This is a genomic window from Bacillus sp. FSL P4-0334 (assembly GCF_038004825.1).
In the GTDB taxonomy this organism is placed as follows: Bacteria; Bacillota; Bacilli; order Bacillales; family Bacillaceae; genus Bacillus; species Bacillus velezensis.
Genome location: NZ_JBBORX010000001.1, coordinates 2,114,535 through 2,131,775, shown reverse-complemented (window position 1 = coordinate 2,131,775; position 17,241 = coordinate 2,114,535). Strand labels below are relative to the sequence as shown.

10 protein-coding genes are annotated in these 17,241 nt (G+C 50.1%); 5 read left to right on the top strand and 5 right to left on the bottom strand.

The features are described 5' to 3' along the window. Positions 1–3: 3 nt before the first annotated feature. The 4 genes from sbcC to addB all read right to left on the bottom strand — a co-directional run bounded on the left by sbcC (position 4) and on the right by addB (position 11,821). Positions 4–3,396, bottom strand: coding sequence for an exonuclease subunit SbcC (gene sbcC, locus NSQ37_RS10910; RefSeq protein WP_326364974.1), 3,393 nt, complete (start codon positions 3,394–3,396; stop codon positions 4–6). Beyond that, the gene (gene sbcD / locus NSQ37_RS10905; protein WP_326364973.1) at positions 3,393–4,565 is read right to left on the bottom strand and encodes an exonuclease subunit SbcD; all 1,173 of its coding nucleotides are present in this window, start codon (positions 4,563–4,565) and stop codon (positions 3,393–3,395) included. The genes sbcC and sbcD overlap by 4 nt, the downstream gene beginning before the upstream one ends. Before the next feature lie 64 nt (positions 4,566–4,629). Beyond that, positions 4,630–8,334, bottom strand: a complete 3,705-nt coding sequence (addA, locus tag NSQ37_RS10900) for a helicase-exonuclease AddAB subunit AddA (protein ID WP_341124679.1) — start codon at positions 8,332–8,334, stop codon at positions 4,630–4,632. After that, positions 8,321–11,821, bottom strand: coding sequence for a helicase-exonuclease AddAB subunit AddB (addB, locus tag NSQ37_RS10895; protein ID WP_069007028.1), 3,501 nt, complete (start codon positions 11,819–11,821; stop codon positions 8,321–8,323). The genes addA and addB overlap by 14 nt, the downstream gene beginning before the upstream one ends. 140 nt (positions 11,822–11,961) lie before the next feature. On the opposite strand from addB, the gene NSQ37_RS10890 reads away from it, so the two are divergent. The 5 genes from NSQ37_RS10890 (at position 11,962) to NSQ37_RS10870 (ending at position 16,661) form a co-directional block, all read left to right on the top strand. Next, positions 11,962–12,675, top strand: a complete 714-nt coding sequence (locus NSQ37_RS10890) for a DUF421 domain-containing protein (protein WP_079891472.1) — start codon at positions 11,962–11,964, stop codon at positions 12,673–12,675. A gap of 68 nt (positions 12,676–12,743) precedes the next feature. Next, a complete protein-coding gene (locus NSQ37_RS10885; RefSeq protein WP_025284528.1) occupies positions 12,744–13,253 on the top strand; it encodes a ferritin-like domain-containing protein in 510 nt (169 codons plus the stop codon). A gap of 250 nt (positions 13,254–13,503) precedes the next feature. Next, positions 13,504–14,124 carry a TetR/AcrR family transcriptional regulator gene (locus NSQ37_RS10880; RefSeq protein WP_012117247.1) on the top strand — a complete coding sequence of 207 codons (621 nt, stop codon included), beginning with the start codon at positions 13,504–13,506 and terminating at the stop codon, positions 14,122–14,124. Positions 14,125–14,139: 15 nt separating this feature from the next. Next, the gene (locus NSQ37_RS10875) at positions 14,140–15,336 is read left to right on the top strand and encodes an MFS transporter (protein ID WP_007409175.1); all 1,197 of its coding nucleotides are present in this window, start codon (positions 14,140–14,142) and stop codon (positions 15,334–15,336) included. Positions 15,337–15,503: 167 nt separating this feature from the next. Beyond that, on the top strand, positions 15,504–16,661 hold the full coding sequence (locus NSQ37_RS10870; RefSeq protein ID WP_015239535.1) for an AbrB family transcriptional regulator: 1,158 nt from the start codon (positions 15,504–15,506) through the stop codon (positions 16,659–16,661). A gap of 36 nt (positions 16,662–16,697) precedes the next feature. Here NSQ37_RS10870 and NSQ37_RS10865 read toward each other — a convergent pair whose 3' ends face one another. After that, a complete protein-coding gene (locus tag NSQ37_RS10865; protein ID WP_012117244.1) occupies positions 16,698–17,219 on the bottom strand; it encodes a MarR family transcriptional regulator in 522 nt (173 codons plus the stop codon). Between the last annotated feature and the right edge of the window lie 22 nt (positions 17,220–17,241).

The window sequence follows — 17,241 nt, the reverse complement described above, 5'->3', positions numbered from 1 at the left end:
TTTCTACATGATCTCCAATGTGACCCGGGTGCCTTTCCCGCCCGGCTCGGACGGATGAACGATTAATTTTTTCGGCAGACGCGCTCTCAGCTCCTGCACATGGCTGATCACTCCGACGGATAAGTTGTCCGATTGCAGCTTTTCGAGCGCTGTGACAACGGTGTCTAAGAGCCCTTGGTCAAGAGTCCCGAATCCTTCATCTAAGAAAAAGAATTGCAGCGGGTATTGCCCCCGCAGCTGAATCTGGGCGGACAAGGCAAGCGCAAGCGACAGCGATGTCAGAAACGTCTCTCCGCCGGAAAGGCTTGATACGGGCCGTTTGACGCCTCCGTTCGCGTCATCACGCATGACGAAACCGCCTTCTGAATCGACTAATATGGCATACCGCTGCCTTGTCAAAGCTCCGAGACGGGCAGAGGCGTCTCGAGCCACGCTTTCCAGCTGTTCTTCCGCTAAAAATTCGACGAATGTATTGCCTTTACATACAGACTGGAGCTTATCAAGCCTGTCAATCTGTGTCTGCCAGCTTTTCAGTTCGGCTTCAATCTCTTTAAAGCGCTTATGCTGTTTTTGCATAACCGCGAAAGCTTTTGCCTGTGCTCCTTTTTCCTCCATGGCGGCGCCTGACTCAGCCTCTGCCTGCTTCAGCAGAGAAACGGATGCTGTCCATTCTTCCTCCGATATCCGGCGCTCGGCTAATTTATCAGTAACACGGCTGATATTTGCCGATAGCTGTTTTGAGGTGTCCAAGAACTCATCTATTTCTTTTTTCATTTCCTCTGCACGCCCTTGCGGAAGCAGACTTTTTTTGACTTGGTCCGGGTCGGCAAACCCGGTGTCTTTTGACCTCACGCGCCAGTCGTTTTGCGCTTTCTCAAGGGAGGTCTCAGCATCCCTGAGTGACATGAGACTCCCGGATTCCCGGCCTTTTGCGTCATTCAGTGATTGCTGCGCCTGCTTCAGCGCATCGAATAGGGACTGTTCTTTGGATTTTAACAGCTGTAATTCCTGCCGCACCGCTTCAAGCTTTGCGGAAATTGATGTTTCTTCAGCTGCTGTTCCGAGCTCTTGTTCATATCCGTCAATCACCTGCTGCAGGCGCTCAGACGCATAGTGAAGCTCGAGCCGTTCCCGTTCAAGCCGATGCTTCATCTCCTGCAGGCGTTCTTTCTCCTCTTCATGTTCCTTGAGGAATGCGATGCTTGTTTCAATGCGCTTCTCACATTCTTCTGCCTGCCTGTCCTTCTCATCTATCGAAGCCTGCCAGGCGTCAATCTGGTTTGGCGGAATATCACCGCAGACTTCATTGTACTGATTCAATCGGCTTTCTGACAGCGATTCAAGCTCTTCTAATGAATGTCTGAGACGGCCGGCTTCTTTTTCCTCGTAGCGGATTCGTTCGGCAAGCTGCTCAGCTTGTTTCACCGTCTGCTGATGCGCGCTGATCAGTCTTGTGACCTTCTCTTTTACCGACAGCATATCCTGTTTCATTTGTTTCCACTCCAAGCGGACGGCGCTGAACGCTTCATCAAGCGGGCGTCCGCTGATGGAAGAAGCGGCTTCCAGCTCCGGAACCCGGGCGCTTTGCAGAAACGGACATTCTTCGGTAAAACGCCCCGACTGCTCTTCTAATGCAACCTTGGCTGTCAGCACCTCCTGAGAAAGAGCCGCCGCCTCAGAAAGCAGCGCTTCAACCTGCTGCAACTGTTCCTGCACAGCCGTATCAGGCGAGAATGTTTCATGAGCGGAACGCGGGCGGTCATGCTGCGTCGAGCCGCATACAGGACAAGGCTTTCCTTCGATTAGTTTTTCCGATAATTCTTTTGTTAATGCAGCCGTTCTCGCTTCCTCTGAGCGCCTGCGGAGATCGGCTTGCGTTTTGTCAGCCCGTTCGGCTGCGGCTTTCAGTGAACGTTCCGTTTCACAGACCATATGGTAAACGGTTTGAAGCGTTTGATAAGCGCGCGTAATGTCTTCCTCTTCCGTTTTCGCTTTCGCTGTGAGCGACTCGCTTTCTCCGTTCAGCTTCTCCACGTTTTTCAGCTGCGTTGTCAGATTGGCCCGCTCTTTCGTGATTTGTTCCTGTGTCTGCTGAAAGCCCGCCGCCAGCTGTGCTGCGGTCTGGCATTTTTTCCGTTCATCGGCGGTCACTTGAACTGCTTTCAGCTCTTCTTTCAGCTCATTCTGCCTGTTTTGGCCGCGGGTCAGGCGGTCTTTCACTCCGGCCAGCTGTTTCGAGGCGGCTTCGTATTCTTCCTCTTTTTTGCTGTGTTCCGCATTTGTTTTTTCCGCTTCTTTTTTCGCTTCAAGCAGTTTTTGTTCAATGGCTGAAAGTCTTTGATACAGCTCTTCTTCCTTGACAAGCTTCGGCTCCTGTTCGGCCTTATGGGCCCGCCATGCTTCATAGGCTTCATTTTGCCGGGTAAATGAAACGGTTTCCGCCTCTGATTTCCGTTTGGCCAGTTCGTGTTCCTGTTCGGCGCGCTGCTTCCGGCGGACGGCTTCTGTGTAACGGTCTGCGTACGGCTCAAGGGCGAGAGCTGTTTCCGCCTCTTTAAGACGCTCAGTCAAATCCGTGATGTACGGGCGTCTTTCCTCAAGCTTTTTCTCCCGGCGCTCATATTCATCTCTTTCTGTCTGCAGGTTCCAAATTTCCTGGTGATTCTCAAAGCGCTCTTTTGCCCGGACCCGTTTCTTCTCAGCTTCTTCAAGCCGTTCGTTCGCTTCGTGAAACTGCTGTTCAGCCTGCTTCAGCGCATCTTCTCCTGCGTCTCCGAGCCCGGATTGTTCCGCCAGCATTTCATTTTTTTTCGCTGCCGCTTCCTGCGCCCGCCGCCGCAATTTTTTGACAAGCCTGTCCCCGTACTGTTCCAGATTAAACAGGCGCTGGAGCATATGTCTTCTTTCCGCGCCTTTAAGCGACAGAAACTCGGCAAACTTTCCTTGCGGCAGCACGACGGCTCTTGTAAAGTCGTCAATGGTCAGGCCAAGAAGCTCCTCTACCTTTTTGTTCACTTCATTCGCTTTATCGGCCAGCACCGTTTGTTCGTCTTTGATTTCAATCAAGCGGCAGAGGGCGGTTTTTACTTTCGTTTCATCCGTTCTCTTAAAAACGCGCTCGACCTTGTAGGAAACCCGGTGGCCGGATTGAAGCGCGAATGTAAATGAGACGGCGAGCTGCTCTTCGGCATGATTCAGGATGCCGTGCGTATTATTTGCGGCGCGCTCCACTTTTCCGTATAAAGCGAGTGTCATGGCATCAAGGATTGATGATTTTCCGCTTCCGGTCGGCCCGAAAATTCCGAACACCCCGGCTCCGGACAGTCCGGCAAAATCGATGGTCTGTTCCTCTCTGAAGCTGTGGAGCCCTTTTATCGTTAACAGAATCGGCTTCATGTCGCATCCTCCTCATCATCTGTTGACGCAAGCTCTAAAAACAGCTTGACCATCTCCTCATCCGGCACGCCGCCGCCCGTTTGTTTTTCATAAAACTTCTTAAAGCGATCCTCAATTGATGTGTGTTTCACTTCAATCCGGTCATTGCCGGTCTCTTTTTCTTCAAAAACCGGCCTGATATGGATAAAGCCGGGATGCGCCTTTCTCAGCCGATGAATTTCCTCGAGAGAAAGCTGATCCGTCAAATGGATATCAAGATCGATCCAGGCATTCCGGTCACGCCCTTCATCGAGCCAGCCGTGAACCTCGCTCAGCCCCTCCGCTTTCCATTTGACGAGCGGTTTACCGGAAGACAGGAAAATCTCTTCCCACTTCGCTTCTCCGCCGGGCTTCGCTTCTACCACCGTCACCGATTTGGCATAACCGGCTTCCGAAAAGCTGTATGCCAGCGGAGAGCCCGAATAACGGGCAGCCGTCTTGGCGCGCTTGATCGTTTGCGGACGGTGGAGATGGCCGAGAGCCACGTAAGCCGCATCAGCCGGCAGGCTGTCAGCGGCAACTGTGTAAGCGCCCCCGACTTCAATCGGACGCTCTGAATCGGTCTGATTTCCCCCCGCGACATAAATGTGGCTCGCCGCGATTTTCACGGCATCGTCCCGGCACAGTCCGCACATGTGAGCAAACGCCTCTCTGATTTTGACATCGTAATGATCGCGAAGAAGCTTTTCCTCAAACGTATCAGAAAGCACTTCGTTTAATCTCGCCTCTGACGGATATGCCAGCGCAGCTACGGCTAACAGCTCGTCCGCCGACGGCACTTCAATATGCACGGGTTCTGTCCGCGGATAGCCGATTAAATGAATGCCGCGCTCATTTGTTAACGGAGAAGCCGCCGCCAGCCTGTCGGGATTGTCATGGTTTCCGGCAATGACGACGACCGGGCGCTTTCCGCCGTCAGAAAGCGCGGAAAGACTTTCGTAATACAATTGTTCAGCGAGCGCAGGCGGGTTGACCGTATCAAATACATCCCCCGCCATAATGACCGCATCAATATTTTCTTCCTTGACAATGGTATTCAGCTCTTCCAATACCTCGGCCTGCTCGCTCAGCCGGCTTCTGCCTTCCAGCGTTTTGCCGAGGTGCCAGTCAGCTGTATGTAAAATGCGCATACCGCATTCACCTCACTTTTTGATAGAAAAAAAGATCCGCTCCAAAAAGGAGCTTCGGATCTTGTTACAGTGTAAGAACGTGACCTCCATCGAAGAAATAGAGCGCACGCCCTTTCACTTTCGTTTTTGTAATTTGTTCAACCGCTTTTGTATACAATTCGATTTGTGTTTCATACCTTTTTTGCAGAATCGGAGCCGCGCCTTCAAATCCGTTCCGGAATTTCCCCTCTATCCGATCTGTTTTATAGTCCAGCAAATAGAGACCGTCCGCAGTTTCGTAGAGGCAGTCAATAATCCCCTGCACGAGCAGCGGTTCACCGGCCGTTTCGGCATCCTTGTACACCTCGCCGGCCGGAAGCGCCATACTGAACGGCACTTCCCGGTCAATCCGCCGCGCCCCGAGAAGGTCTTTCCCGATTTCAGTTCCGAAAAACTGGACAATTTCTTCTATATCAATAGCTTCCTGCTGTTCTTCTGTCAGCAGCTCTTTTTCGTAAAGCATCCGGACCGTCCGCTCCGCTTCTTCGGCAGTCGGAACGTGCGTCAGCGGTATGTGCTGCATCACCGTATGCATCGCCGTCCCTTTTTCGGCGGCTGTCAGCCCTTTTTTCATCATAAAACCGGGACGCCTGTATAAAAGCGTGTCTCCTGACGGTTTGATGAGAGAGCGGCCGCTGTATTCATCCTCGTATTCTTGCTTTCTCTTCAGCTCAGAAACTGATTGCTTCGTTCTGATAGCCGTCAGCTCTCGGTACGGATATTCCCATTCAAGCAGACGGCGCGCCTGATCATCAAATGAAAACGAATCAGGAATCGGCTCGCCCTGCTGAATCGCTTTGAGACGTTTGCTCTTTTCTTCAGCACGTTCTTTTGGATTCTCTTCCAGCAATTCACTTTGCTGCAGCATCCGGATGTGAAAACGCGACGGGTCGCGCGCGATATCCTCAGATGAGGAAAGTCCCGGCGTCCTGTGCGCCTCCATGTCACGGTGGCGGATGAGCGCCGGCCCGATAAAGTCCAAATAAGATGACGCCTGATAGCGGTCGAATTCAGAAAGAAGCCAATCGGCCCGGTCTGCTTGCGCCTGCCATTTGGCCAGCTGTTTTTCCCGGTTTTTGCAGGAACCGACGAGAAACAGCTTTTCCTTCGCTCTGGTCAGCGCCACATACAATACGCGCAATTCTTCGGATAAGAGCTCTCTGCGCATCTTTTTCTTCATCGCCACAAGCGGAAGAGTCGGATAGCTGATTCTGAGTTCCGGATGGATATACTTCGTGCCGAAACCGAGCTCTTTATCAAGCAGGTATGATTTGTTGAGATCCATCATATTAAAACTTCTGCCGAGTCCGGCGGTGAAAACGACGGGGAATTCAAGTCCTTTGCTGCTGTGGATCGTCATCAGCCGAACGACATCCTCCTGCTCGCTGAGCGCCCGGGCCGTCCCCAGATCATCGCCGCGCTCCTGCATCCGTTCAATGAACCGCAAAAAGCGGAATAACCCGCGGAACGCCGTCGCTTCGTACGAGCGCGCCCGGTCATACAAGACGCGCAGATTGGCCTGGCGCTGCTTTCCGCCGGGCATGCCGCCTGCATAGTCAAAATATCCGGTATCGCGGTATACTTCCCAAATCAGCTCAGACACCGAATGATTCGTCGAAAATGACCGCCACTTTTGCAGACTGTCATAAAAGGTTCTCAGTTTTTGATACAGGTCATCATGCCTGTCAGCGTTCGCTATATATGCTTTCAGCGCTTCATAAAACGGCGCTTTTTTCTTTTCAAGGCGTATCAGCGCAAGTTCATTTTCGTCACATCCGACGATGGGCGAGCGCAGCACGGAAGCAAGCGGAATATCCTGATACGGATTATCAATCACCTTCAAGACTGAAAGCGCCGCAGCCACCTCCACGGCTTCAAAGTAACCCGACGTCAAATTGGCGTACACCGGAATGCCCTGGTTTTTCAGCTCTTCCATTAATTGCGGCGCCCACGGCATGGAGCGCAGCAAAATTACGATATCCCGGTACTGGATATTCCGGTGTGTTTTTGTTTTGCCGTCATATACCTTAAACGGAGATGAGACAAGCTTTCGGATCTCCCCGGCTATCGCTTTCGCTTCCCAGTGCACAGTTTCAAAGTCTTCGGCATCCTCGGAGCTGTCTGCGTCATCAGCGCTGTCAATGAGCAGCAGTTCCGTTTTTGCCGCGTCATTCGGCGGATACGATGCGCCGAGCTTCAATGCCGCCTGTTCATCGTAATCCACTTCGCCGATTTTTCCGCCCATCAGCTGCTTAAACAAGAAATTCGTACTGTCCAAAATATCGGAGCGGCTGCGGAAATTTTGGTTCAGATCAATTTTCTGCCCCGTGCCTGCCCCGCTTTCTGTAAACCTTTTATATTTCCCGAGAAACAGCAGCGGCTCAGCAAGTCTGAAACGGTAGATCGATTGTTTGACATCGCCTACCATAAACAGATTTCCCGCCTCTTCATTCCCGCTTTTAACAAGCTGCAGGATAGACTCTTGCACAAGATTCGTATCTTGATATTCATCAACCAGAACTTCATGGAACTGGTCTTGATAATAAACGGCCGCTTCGCTCGGCACCCGCCGGCCTTCTTCATCAACCGCAGTTAAAATCGCCAGGCAGTAATGTTCCAAATCTGAGAAATCAATAATTGATTTTTCTTGTTTCGCCGCTTCAAATCGTTTTCCGTACGATATCACGAGCTGAACGAGCGTTTCGATGACAGGCTTCATATCTGCTAAACTCTTTAAGTGATCTTGCGGACTTCTTGTAAAATAATCGGTCTTTACCTTTTCGATCAGTTTCTTCGCGCCGTTTCGCAAATCGGTCGCTTCGTCCAAAAGCGCTTTGTCAAATTCATCACCCTTTACCGCCTTCGCCCGTTTAAAGGAAACTGCGGGAACCCGTTCATACAGCGCATCGAAGTCATGCCGGCAGCTGATCAGCTCTTCTATCTGCTGAAGGTCATCCAGAAAATTATCAGCGCGCGGGGCCGGCCCGCCGGGCGCTTTTGTCAGTTCAAGCGCCTTTTCAAGCTTTTGTTTTGCCCCGAAGAGCGCCATTTCAGCATCTTCTTTCACATACTGGTAAAACGGAAGCTCTTCCATTTTGCTTTCTTCCGTCACGTCATACAGGCGGACAAAGCTTTGCAGCCATACTTCCGGGTCAGGATGCGACCGGGAATACTCGTACACCCGTTTGACAAGGTCTTGAAGATCCAGATCATGCCTGTCTGTCGTATATCTGTCCGCAAGCTCAAAAAACGCCTGATTCCCTTTTGCGTATTCATCTTCAAACAGCTCATCAAGAACTTCGTCTCCGAGCAATTCGCCTTCCGTCTGGTCAGCCATCCGAAAACCGGGGTCAAGATCAATCATATAATAATATTTTTTAAGCACTTGCAGACAGAAAGAGTGAAGCGTCGAAATGCTCGCCCGATTCAAGAGAGAGAGCTGCCGTCTGATATGCAGAGATCCCGGATTTTTGGCGAGCTCTTTTTCTAATGCTTCCGCGATCCGATGCTTCATCTCCGCTGCTGAGGCGTTTGTAAAGGTCACCACAAGGAGCCTGTCAACATCAACCGGATCTTCCTCCGCGGTTATCTTTCTGATCATCCGTTCCACGAGCACGGCCGTTTTACCTGATCCGGCTGCGGCAGCGACCAGAATATCGCGGTCGGAAGAAACGATGGCGCTCCATTGGTCATCCGTCCATATGCTGTCTTTCGGTTTAGGAATTTGCATCATCATCCGCCTCCTTCTTCAGCCAATCCAGTATGGTGCCGTCTTTTTCCGCTTTCAGGCTGCGGTATTCATTTTCCTTAAGCGACTCATCAAACTGGCACACCGATTGAAACGCACAGTACGTACAAGGCGTCTTATCTTTCAGCTTATACGGAGTAATGGACACAAGCCCGTCCGTTATCGCTTCGCCCGCCTGTTCAAATGTCCGCCGCACATGGTCTGTCAGCAGATGAAAATCCCGTTCGCTGACCGCGGCTGAGTCGGATCTTAAAGAACCGTCCTTTTTCAAACCGGCATTGACGATATTTGAACGCCCTTCCTCCAAAGTCGTGTCCATCAGGCTGATCGCCTCCCGGTCACCGAGGAGAAGGCCTTTCATTTTAAATTTCTTAAAAATTTCCTGCTCGATTTCATCAAGCCCCATCGGCAGACTGGCCTGAATCATCGGATCATGAATATGGAAATACAAAACGCCTGCCGGGGTCGCTTTCATACCGAGCCAATCTTCGGAATGTGTAATCGATAAGTCAAGATATGTGAGCATTTGCAGAGCGAGCCCGTAATACACCTCAGCCAGATCAAGCCCCCTGTCGCTTGATTTATAATCAACGATTCTCAGCAGCAGGCCTTTTGAGCTTTCCGCTTTATCCACGCGGTCGATCCGTCCGACGAGTTCCATCGTACAGCCGTTTTTCAGCGTGAAAGTGAGCGGAGGCAGCGGCCCGCTTCCGCCGAAACCGAGTTCAAGACCGACCGGGACGAAACCGCTCGCCTTCGCATGCTCGCTTAATATGCCAGAAACACGCGTGACGATCTTCTGCAGTTTTTCCTTCACATAAAAGTGTCTGTTTGAGCTGAGCAGAATCTCTTTTTGCAGCTTTGGCGCAAGCCGTTCCACCGCTTCATAGGAGAAATTCCGGCACTGATCTTTCGTCAGATCGCGCCATTCCAGCTTCTGCTCACGAAGCCGGTCTGAAATCAGCTTCAGGCTGGAGTGAAACAGCTGGCCGATATCCGGCGCGTCCAGCTTGAAAAACTGCCGCTCTTTTAATTGAAGCCCGTGAGATGCAAAATGAGAAAACTGGCAGGCATTAAACGCCTCCATCCGGGAGACGCTTCCTTTAATATGCTCGCCGTAAAGCTGGCGCGAAACAGGCCGTTCAAGACGCTTCGCCTCATTGCGGAAAAACAAGCTTGAAAACAGCTTTTTCGCACGCTGGTGATCAGGCTCTTTCATCAGCACATTGTATGCGCTCCACCATACGTCACTGATCTCGTACTCTCTTGTCCACAGCCTGAGCTGACTTGCCGTATATGTCTGAGCCACCTGTTTATTGACGAGATACTGAAGCTGCTCTTCTTCGCTTACCTGCTCGGGATCAGCCGCTGACAGCTTTTCCTGATGATCGGGAAACAGCTCGCCAAGCCGGTTTACAACGATTGACGGCAGGAGCGTTTTTCCTTCCGCATCGGCAATCGGGTATGACACATAAAGACGGTCAGACGGACTCGACAGCGCCATATAGATGAGAAAATGCTCATCAAGCAGCCGCTCACGCCCCGCGGAAGACAGCTCCACTCCGACTGCTTTCAGCCACTCCCTGTCATCATCAGACAGCACGCCGTTTTCATCCGGGCGCGCCGGAAGAACGCCGTCATTGGCCCCGATGACGAATGTGCAGGACGTGCCGTACATTCTTGAGAGATCCATATTCCCTACAAATACTTGGTCAAGCGCAGGAGGAATTAAAGAAAAATGAAGCGATTCCGTTCCCGTTTCAAGCATTTGCTGGAACAGCGCCAAAGATATTTCATCTTCACCCATCATGCCGGCAAACTCCTCGAGAAGCTGGATAACGGCATCCCACGCCTGGCCGTGCTGCTGCGCTTCGATCATGTTTCCGGCCTCTTCGGCCCGCTGCCTTTTCCGGTCCAGCTTCAGGGGAACATCGGTATCTTCCAAAAAGAGATAAAGAGCCTCCGCCATGCTTTGAACCGTTTTCGCTTTTTTCATCCGGTTTTGAAGCCGGACAAGGGGCGCGGCCATCCACTCTTTCGTCTCATTCAGCATGTTCTCCATCTCTATTTCCTGATCCGTCTGCGCGAAATCCTCATCGAGCGATACGAAGCGCCTGTATACAAACCGCTCGCCGCTCGTCCAGCGCTCCCCTTTAATGCCGTAGGCGATACAGTAATTTTCAAGCTGATCAACCTGCTCCCTTATTTTCTGCTCCGGCTGATCAAGCGGGAATAACAGTTCGGTTTTCGCACAGCGGAACACCGCTTCATATCTCCAGTTCCCCTTCACGACATCCAGGCTTGAACGGATGAATTCAATAAGCGGGTGATGCTGCATAGAAGCTTTTCCGTCAATAAAATAAGGAAGCCCGTAATCGGCAAACACTTCCTTCAGCAAATCTTTATAATCTTCCGGCTGACGGATGAGAATCGCCATATCTTTGTACCGGTATCCTCCGTCCCGGACAAGTGATTGAATTTCCCGGGCAATACCTTCAAGCTCAGCTCTTCTGTTTTGCGCCTGCATGACGGTAAAAGCTTCCTGTCCGCCGGTATACGCCGCGGCGGGACGCACATCGTACTGCGACTCTATACAGGCAAGCTCCGGCGCATGCTGATGCCGCTTCGTGCCATGCAGTTCCTTGCAGGAAATATCGGCATTCAATTCCTTTGCCGTCTGATAAAGCTTATAGTATGTGCTTCCCGTCATTCTGAACAGATCGAGCTCATCCGGTGCCTGTTCCGCCGAAGGGCTGTCCGCCGTCAGCGAGAATGTGACATGTTCAGCATGCATGATCAGCTGCTCCAGCACCCTTAATTCCTGCGGCGTAAATTGATAGAATCCGTCGACGTAAACACGGGCGCCTTTTACAACGTCCGCCAAAGGAATCTGCTGAGCGAGCAGCGTCAAATAATCCTCTGAATGCAAATAGTGTCCGGCGAGGCTTCTTTCCATCTGCTGATATAAAATGCCTAAATCATGAAGTTTTTCAGACAGCATCCGCTCTCCGCGATATTCTGACGCCGTTCCGCTTTCCGCCATGCGTCGGACGTCTTCAGGCTCAATACAGTACCGCTTAAACTCTGTCAGCATCCGTTCCACCTGCTCAGTGAACCCGGTTTTATCACTCGCTTTTTGATACACTTTAAACTCGTGCTTATATTCTTCAATCAATTTCCTTAAAAGCATCTGCACACCCGTCGTCGTCACAAACGGGCGGTTCATGCCCCCGGTATGCTGAAGCACGCGCCACGCCAAACGCGAAAAACTGAACACTTGAGCGCGTATCATGCCGCCGATATCCGGCGTTTTAGCAAGCTCATATTCCATTAAAAACGTCATTTGATCCGGGACTAGAAAAATGATCGGTTTCCCGAACGGCTCCCGGCGCAGTTCATCTTGAATGCTGTCGATAATCAGCCTCGTTTTCCCACTCCCCGATCTGCCTACTAAAAACTCAACACCCAAATTAGAAGACCCCTCTCTTTTTATCTTTCTACATTTTATCGAAAGTTGACGAAAATGACCAATCTCATCTGCTGGTAAAAACGGGATGACTGTTTTAAAAAATATCGTTTTTGACCAAAATAAAGAAAAAAGGACTAATGATGATGTCAGAATATCCCGAAGTAATTGTACGGACGGCTCTGTCGTTCAGCATTCTGTTTATCGGCGCCCGGATACTCGGTAAACAAACCATTTCACAGATGACGCTTTTTGATTTCATTGCGGCCATCTCGCTCGGCGCCATCACGGCAAATCTGTCGTTTAATACAAAGCTGCCGATTCATTATCATGTCATTGCCTACATTATTTTCGTGGCAATCATTTACCTTGTCGCATATCTTTCTATGAAAAACAGGGTCCTGAGGGGTTTCTTTGCAGGCAAACCGACCATTATCATTCAAAACGGTAAAATACTTGAGCATAATATGAAAACGATGCGTTATACCATCGACTACTTGAACCAGCAGCTGCGTGTAAATGACGTATTTGACATTTCTCAGGTTCAGACTGCCATCATTGAAACAAACGGCAGCATGTCAGTGGAGGTCAAACCGGAATTCGCGCCCGTTACAAGACAGGATCTCGGCATCTTTGCCGGACATGAAAAGAACTTTGCCGTTGAGCTGATTATGGACGGCCGGCTGGTGATGAAGAATCTGGAAGAAAACCACGTATCGGAAAAATGGCTGAGAGAAGAATTGGACAAGAGAAACCTCAAACCGGAAGACGTCGTATACGCTGTGCGCGGAAGCAACGGCCGGCTTTTTGTCGACACATACGACGACCATATTACATCGCCGCTAGATCAAGAATAAACATGACATCCGCACATGTCACGGGCTGCCGCCGTATAATACCCTATAAACATCCGGGGGTGAGTCAAATGCACGAGAATTTTTTTCATTATACAGCCATCTGCAGTGACGATTCTGTGCTTATCAAGGATCTGGTAAAATCCATAAACGGTGAATACAGCGCTGTGATTTGCTACTCAATATTAGCCGAAAAAGCGCCAACCGCAGAAATCAGAAGACGAATCGAACATATCAGAGAGGAAGAAGTGCGCCACCTGCACGCTTTCTCTTCACTGTATACGTCAATTACCGGAAAACAGTTGATGCCGAAACAGACGGAGCATTGTCCGCACACATACAGAGAAGGACTGAGGGCGGCGTTTTATGATGAGCAGAAAACGAATGATTTTTATTTGCAGGCATCCGATAGAGCGGTGCATCCGGAAGCGAAGCGGTTATTTGCCCGCACGGCATTTGACGAACAGCGTCATGCCGTCTGGTTTTTATACGATATGGCCCACTCTCCTTCCCACCATACAGGGGGAACGGTATCAAACGCGCCGAACACAAGCTACACCGAGGTGAATACCGGCAAATAACGGTTCAGGCAGATCACGCTCCCCCGCCGGGAGTCTTCAGACCGCTGACAAACCCCGTTCTCTCAACATGAGAGAATGGGGTTTACTTTTCGAGCCGTTTTATACTCCCTCTAAACAATGGATACCTTCTTCATTGTATAATCAGCAAAAACCCTTTATAATAAAATAAACCAACTGGTCGGTTTTAAACGAACCGAGCCCCGCTTTGCCGGGACAACGATATGAATGAGGCGGAAAGGATCTGTGTGAAGTGACAAATACAAAAGGCGGTGCCGGAAAGAGCGAAAAGACGAAGAACAGGCTCGTATCCGCTTCGCGTGACTTATTTGCAAAAAAAGGATATTCAGAAACATCGATTCGGGATATTTTAGAGGCGGCCGAAATCAGTAAAGGCAATCTATATCACCATTTTAAAGGAAAAGAGTTTCTGTTTCTTCATATCATGGAAGAGGATCACCGCGTGATGATCGAGACGTGGAGGGAAATGGAAGCTGATCTGAAAGATGCTGCCGAAAAACTGGCGGGCTTTGCGGAGCTGCTCAGCCGGATGAGCATCAATTACCCGCTTATGAGAGCAAGTGAAGAGTTTTATGCGAGTGCGTTTACGTCAGAGGAGGTCGTAAAGCGGCTCAACAAAATTGATATTGAATATGACGATGTGATGAGAGAGATCTTAGAAGAGGGAAATCAAGACGGCAGCTGGTCCATTCATCATGTCGAATCAAAAGTAAAAATCCTGCTATCCGTCTTCTACGGTTTAGATGTGTTATATAAAAACGATACCATTCAGCAAAGAATCGAATTGCAAAAAGAAGCCATCTCCGTGTTTATTCACGGGTCGATCAGCGCTGATAAACAGAATGACAGCTGACAAAGGAGAAACAACATGCAAAAACCGATCAGAGAACAAAAGGCTGTACTCATCATCTTATTAAGCAATATATTTATTGCGTTTTTAGGCATCGGATTGATCATTCCCGTTATGCCGCTGTTTATGAATGTGATGCACTTGACGGGCAGCACAATGGGATACCTTGTCGCTGCCTTCGCCGTTGCGCAATTAATTGCATCCCCCATTGCGGGGAGATGGGTTGACCGCTTCGGCAGAAAAATCATGATTCTCGCCGGACTGTTTTTATTCGCATTATCCGAACTGACCTTCGGATTGGGCACACATGTCTCCATTTTATATTTCGCAAGGGTGCTGGGGGGCATCAGTGCCGCTTTTATCATGCCCGCTGTTACAGCGTATGTCGCAGATATTACGACGGTGCAGGAAAGATCGAAGGCGATGGGCTATGTATCTGCCGCCATCAGCACAGGGTTTATCATCGGGCCCGGCATAGGAGGATTTATTGCCGATCACGGCGTTCGTATGCCGTTTTTCTTTGCGGCGGGAATTGCATTTATCGCAGTGATTTCCTCTGTCTTTATGCTGAAAGAGCCGTTAACTAAAGAAGAACGCGCAAAGCAGCTGGAAAGCGTCAAAGAATCAACTTTCTTAAAAGATTTGAAAAAGTCGATTCATCCAAACTACTTGATCGCCTTTATCATCGTTTTTGTTTTGGCATTCGGACTGTCGGCGTACGAAACGGTATTCAGCTTATTTACAAACCATAAATTCGGCTTCACGCCAAAGGATATCGCCATTATTATTACGTTCAGCTCCATTGTGGCGGTCCTCATTCAAGTACTCGCGTTCGGAAGACTTGTCAACTTCCTCGGGGAGAAAAAAGTCATTCAGCTTTGTCTGATCATCGGCGCTGTGCTGGCTTTCGTTTCTACGGTGATGTCAGGATTTTTGCCCGTGCTCGCTGTCACCTGCATCATTTTCCTTGCGTTTGATTTACTGCGCCCGGCACTGACTACTTATTTATCGAAAATCGCAGGAAATCAGCAGGGGTTTGTTGCCGGTATGAACTCAACATACACGAGTTTGGGCACCATTTTCGGCCCGGCTCTGGGCGGTATTTTATTTGATATGAATATTCACTTCCCGTTTCTGTTCGCAGGTGTGGTTTTATTTCTCGGTCTGGGATTGACCTTTGTGTGGAAAGGAAAAGCGGGCGAGGTTTCGGAGTAGGGTGCACTCACCCATCTCCGGAGCTTTTTTTGCGTTTGCGATAAGAAAAATGAATGGATTATGAGAAATAATTCATTATTTATTTATCTCAAAATCTATACTATAGTAATAGTAAGGTTAACGAGCTTAACAATTTAATATGAATGTTTCAGGAAGAAGGGTTTTCATTGAAGAAAGACAAACATCTCCTTACGGATATCTGGTTTATTCTCATCAGTGCGGCAGGGGGGTTTCTTCTTTCGCTTACAGGGATGTCGATCGCCTGGATGCTCGGAACGCTGGCCGCCGGCTGCATCCTCTCCATGACGAGGCCCCGCTGGCTGTTCATGGCGCCTGACAGAAGAGGGATTCACCGCAGATGGCTTGCAGCGGGACAAATGATCCTCGGCATCGAACTCGGCCAGAAACTGAACCTGTCCGTTCTGTCGGTTTTACGGGAGCATTGGCTTCCGGTAGGCTTCATGCTGATTTTCTCTATCGTGATGGCGCTTGTTTCCGGATATGTGCTCTTTCGGTTCAGCCGGACGGACATGATGACAAGCTTTGTAGGCACGGCGCCAGGCGGTTTATCCGCCATGCCGGGTATCGCCCAGGAAGTCGGCGCAAACACCGCGATTGTAAGCCTTATTCAGCTGACGCGCGTCCTTTTGGTCGTCATGACAATACCGTTTCTCGTCATTTTCTTATTTACCAAACAAAACGGTGCAGCTCAGACATCAGCCGGAGCCGTTTCGGCAGGAGCTTCACATCCGGGCCTTACTCCCGTCTTGTTAACGGCCGGATTTATTTTGGCTGCCTGGCTTGCAAGCAAAGGCGCAAAACGGCTGAAATTTCCCGCCCCTTGGCTGCTCGGCAGCATGATCGGCGTTGCTGCTGCGGAAATCGGCGTGTCCGCCTTGGCGGGCAAAGACATGCTGGCCTGGTGGCCGCCGGAAGCGAACCAGCTGTCACAAATTTTTCTCGGCGCCACAATCGGATCAAAAATGTACAAAAGCATGTTCACCGGCGTGGCGAGAGTGCTGACTGTCGGATTTATTTCTTCCGTCGGATTAATTGCCGCCATGATTCTGAGCGCGGTTGCGGTTTCTAAATTAACGGGCATCTCCATGATTACATCTGTTCTCGCCTTTTCTCCCGGCGGGATCGCCGAGATGGCGGCGACTTCGATCACCCTGCACGAAGACTCGACTTTCGTCGTCGCGGTTCAGGTCATCCGGATCGTTCTCGTCATCGCCATGCTTCCGCCCTTCTATCGTCTGCTGCACCACCTTTCTCAGCTGAAACGGGCACACGGCGAGAGAGGCCGGGCAGAAAGAGGAACATGATCCGAATAAAAAAACACGCATCCATATGCGTGTTTTTTATTTGAACAGCTCTCCGCCGCCATTTACAGACCGCCAGTTTGCTGAAAGATCACGGAACAGCCGTTCAGCAAATAACAGTTCTTCATCTGTATAGCGGTCTAAAAACGCCAAGAGCCGCTTTTTTATCAATTCATGATATTCATGATGAAGAGAATGCAGCTCTTTCCCGGCAGGAGTCAGCCGGAAATAGACTTCTTTTTTATTGTCGCTCAGCCGGGTCCTGCGCAGAAAGCCGGCTTCCAAAAACTTCGCGCAGCTTCTCGACACGGTCGGCTTTGTCGTCTTCATTTTTTCCGCTATTGACGTGACATTGATCGGTTCATGATCTCCGATACACGACAAAATGTGAATTTCCGTCAAGGTCAGCTGCAATTTTTTTCCGTTTTCTTCACGGAGTTCGTCCATCCGTCCGGCCAACGACGCCCTGATGTCCTCCTGACACCTCTCCTGCTCGTGAAAAATATCTGTCAGCCCTTCAAGAATCATGTGTTTTGCATGGTCTGGCTGTCTTCTGTCCAACTGCTGAATCACCCTTCCGTAT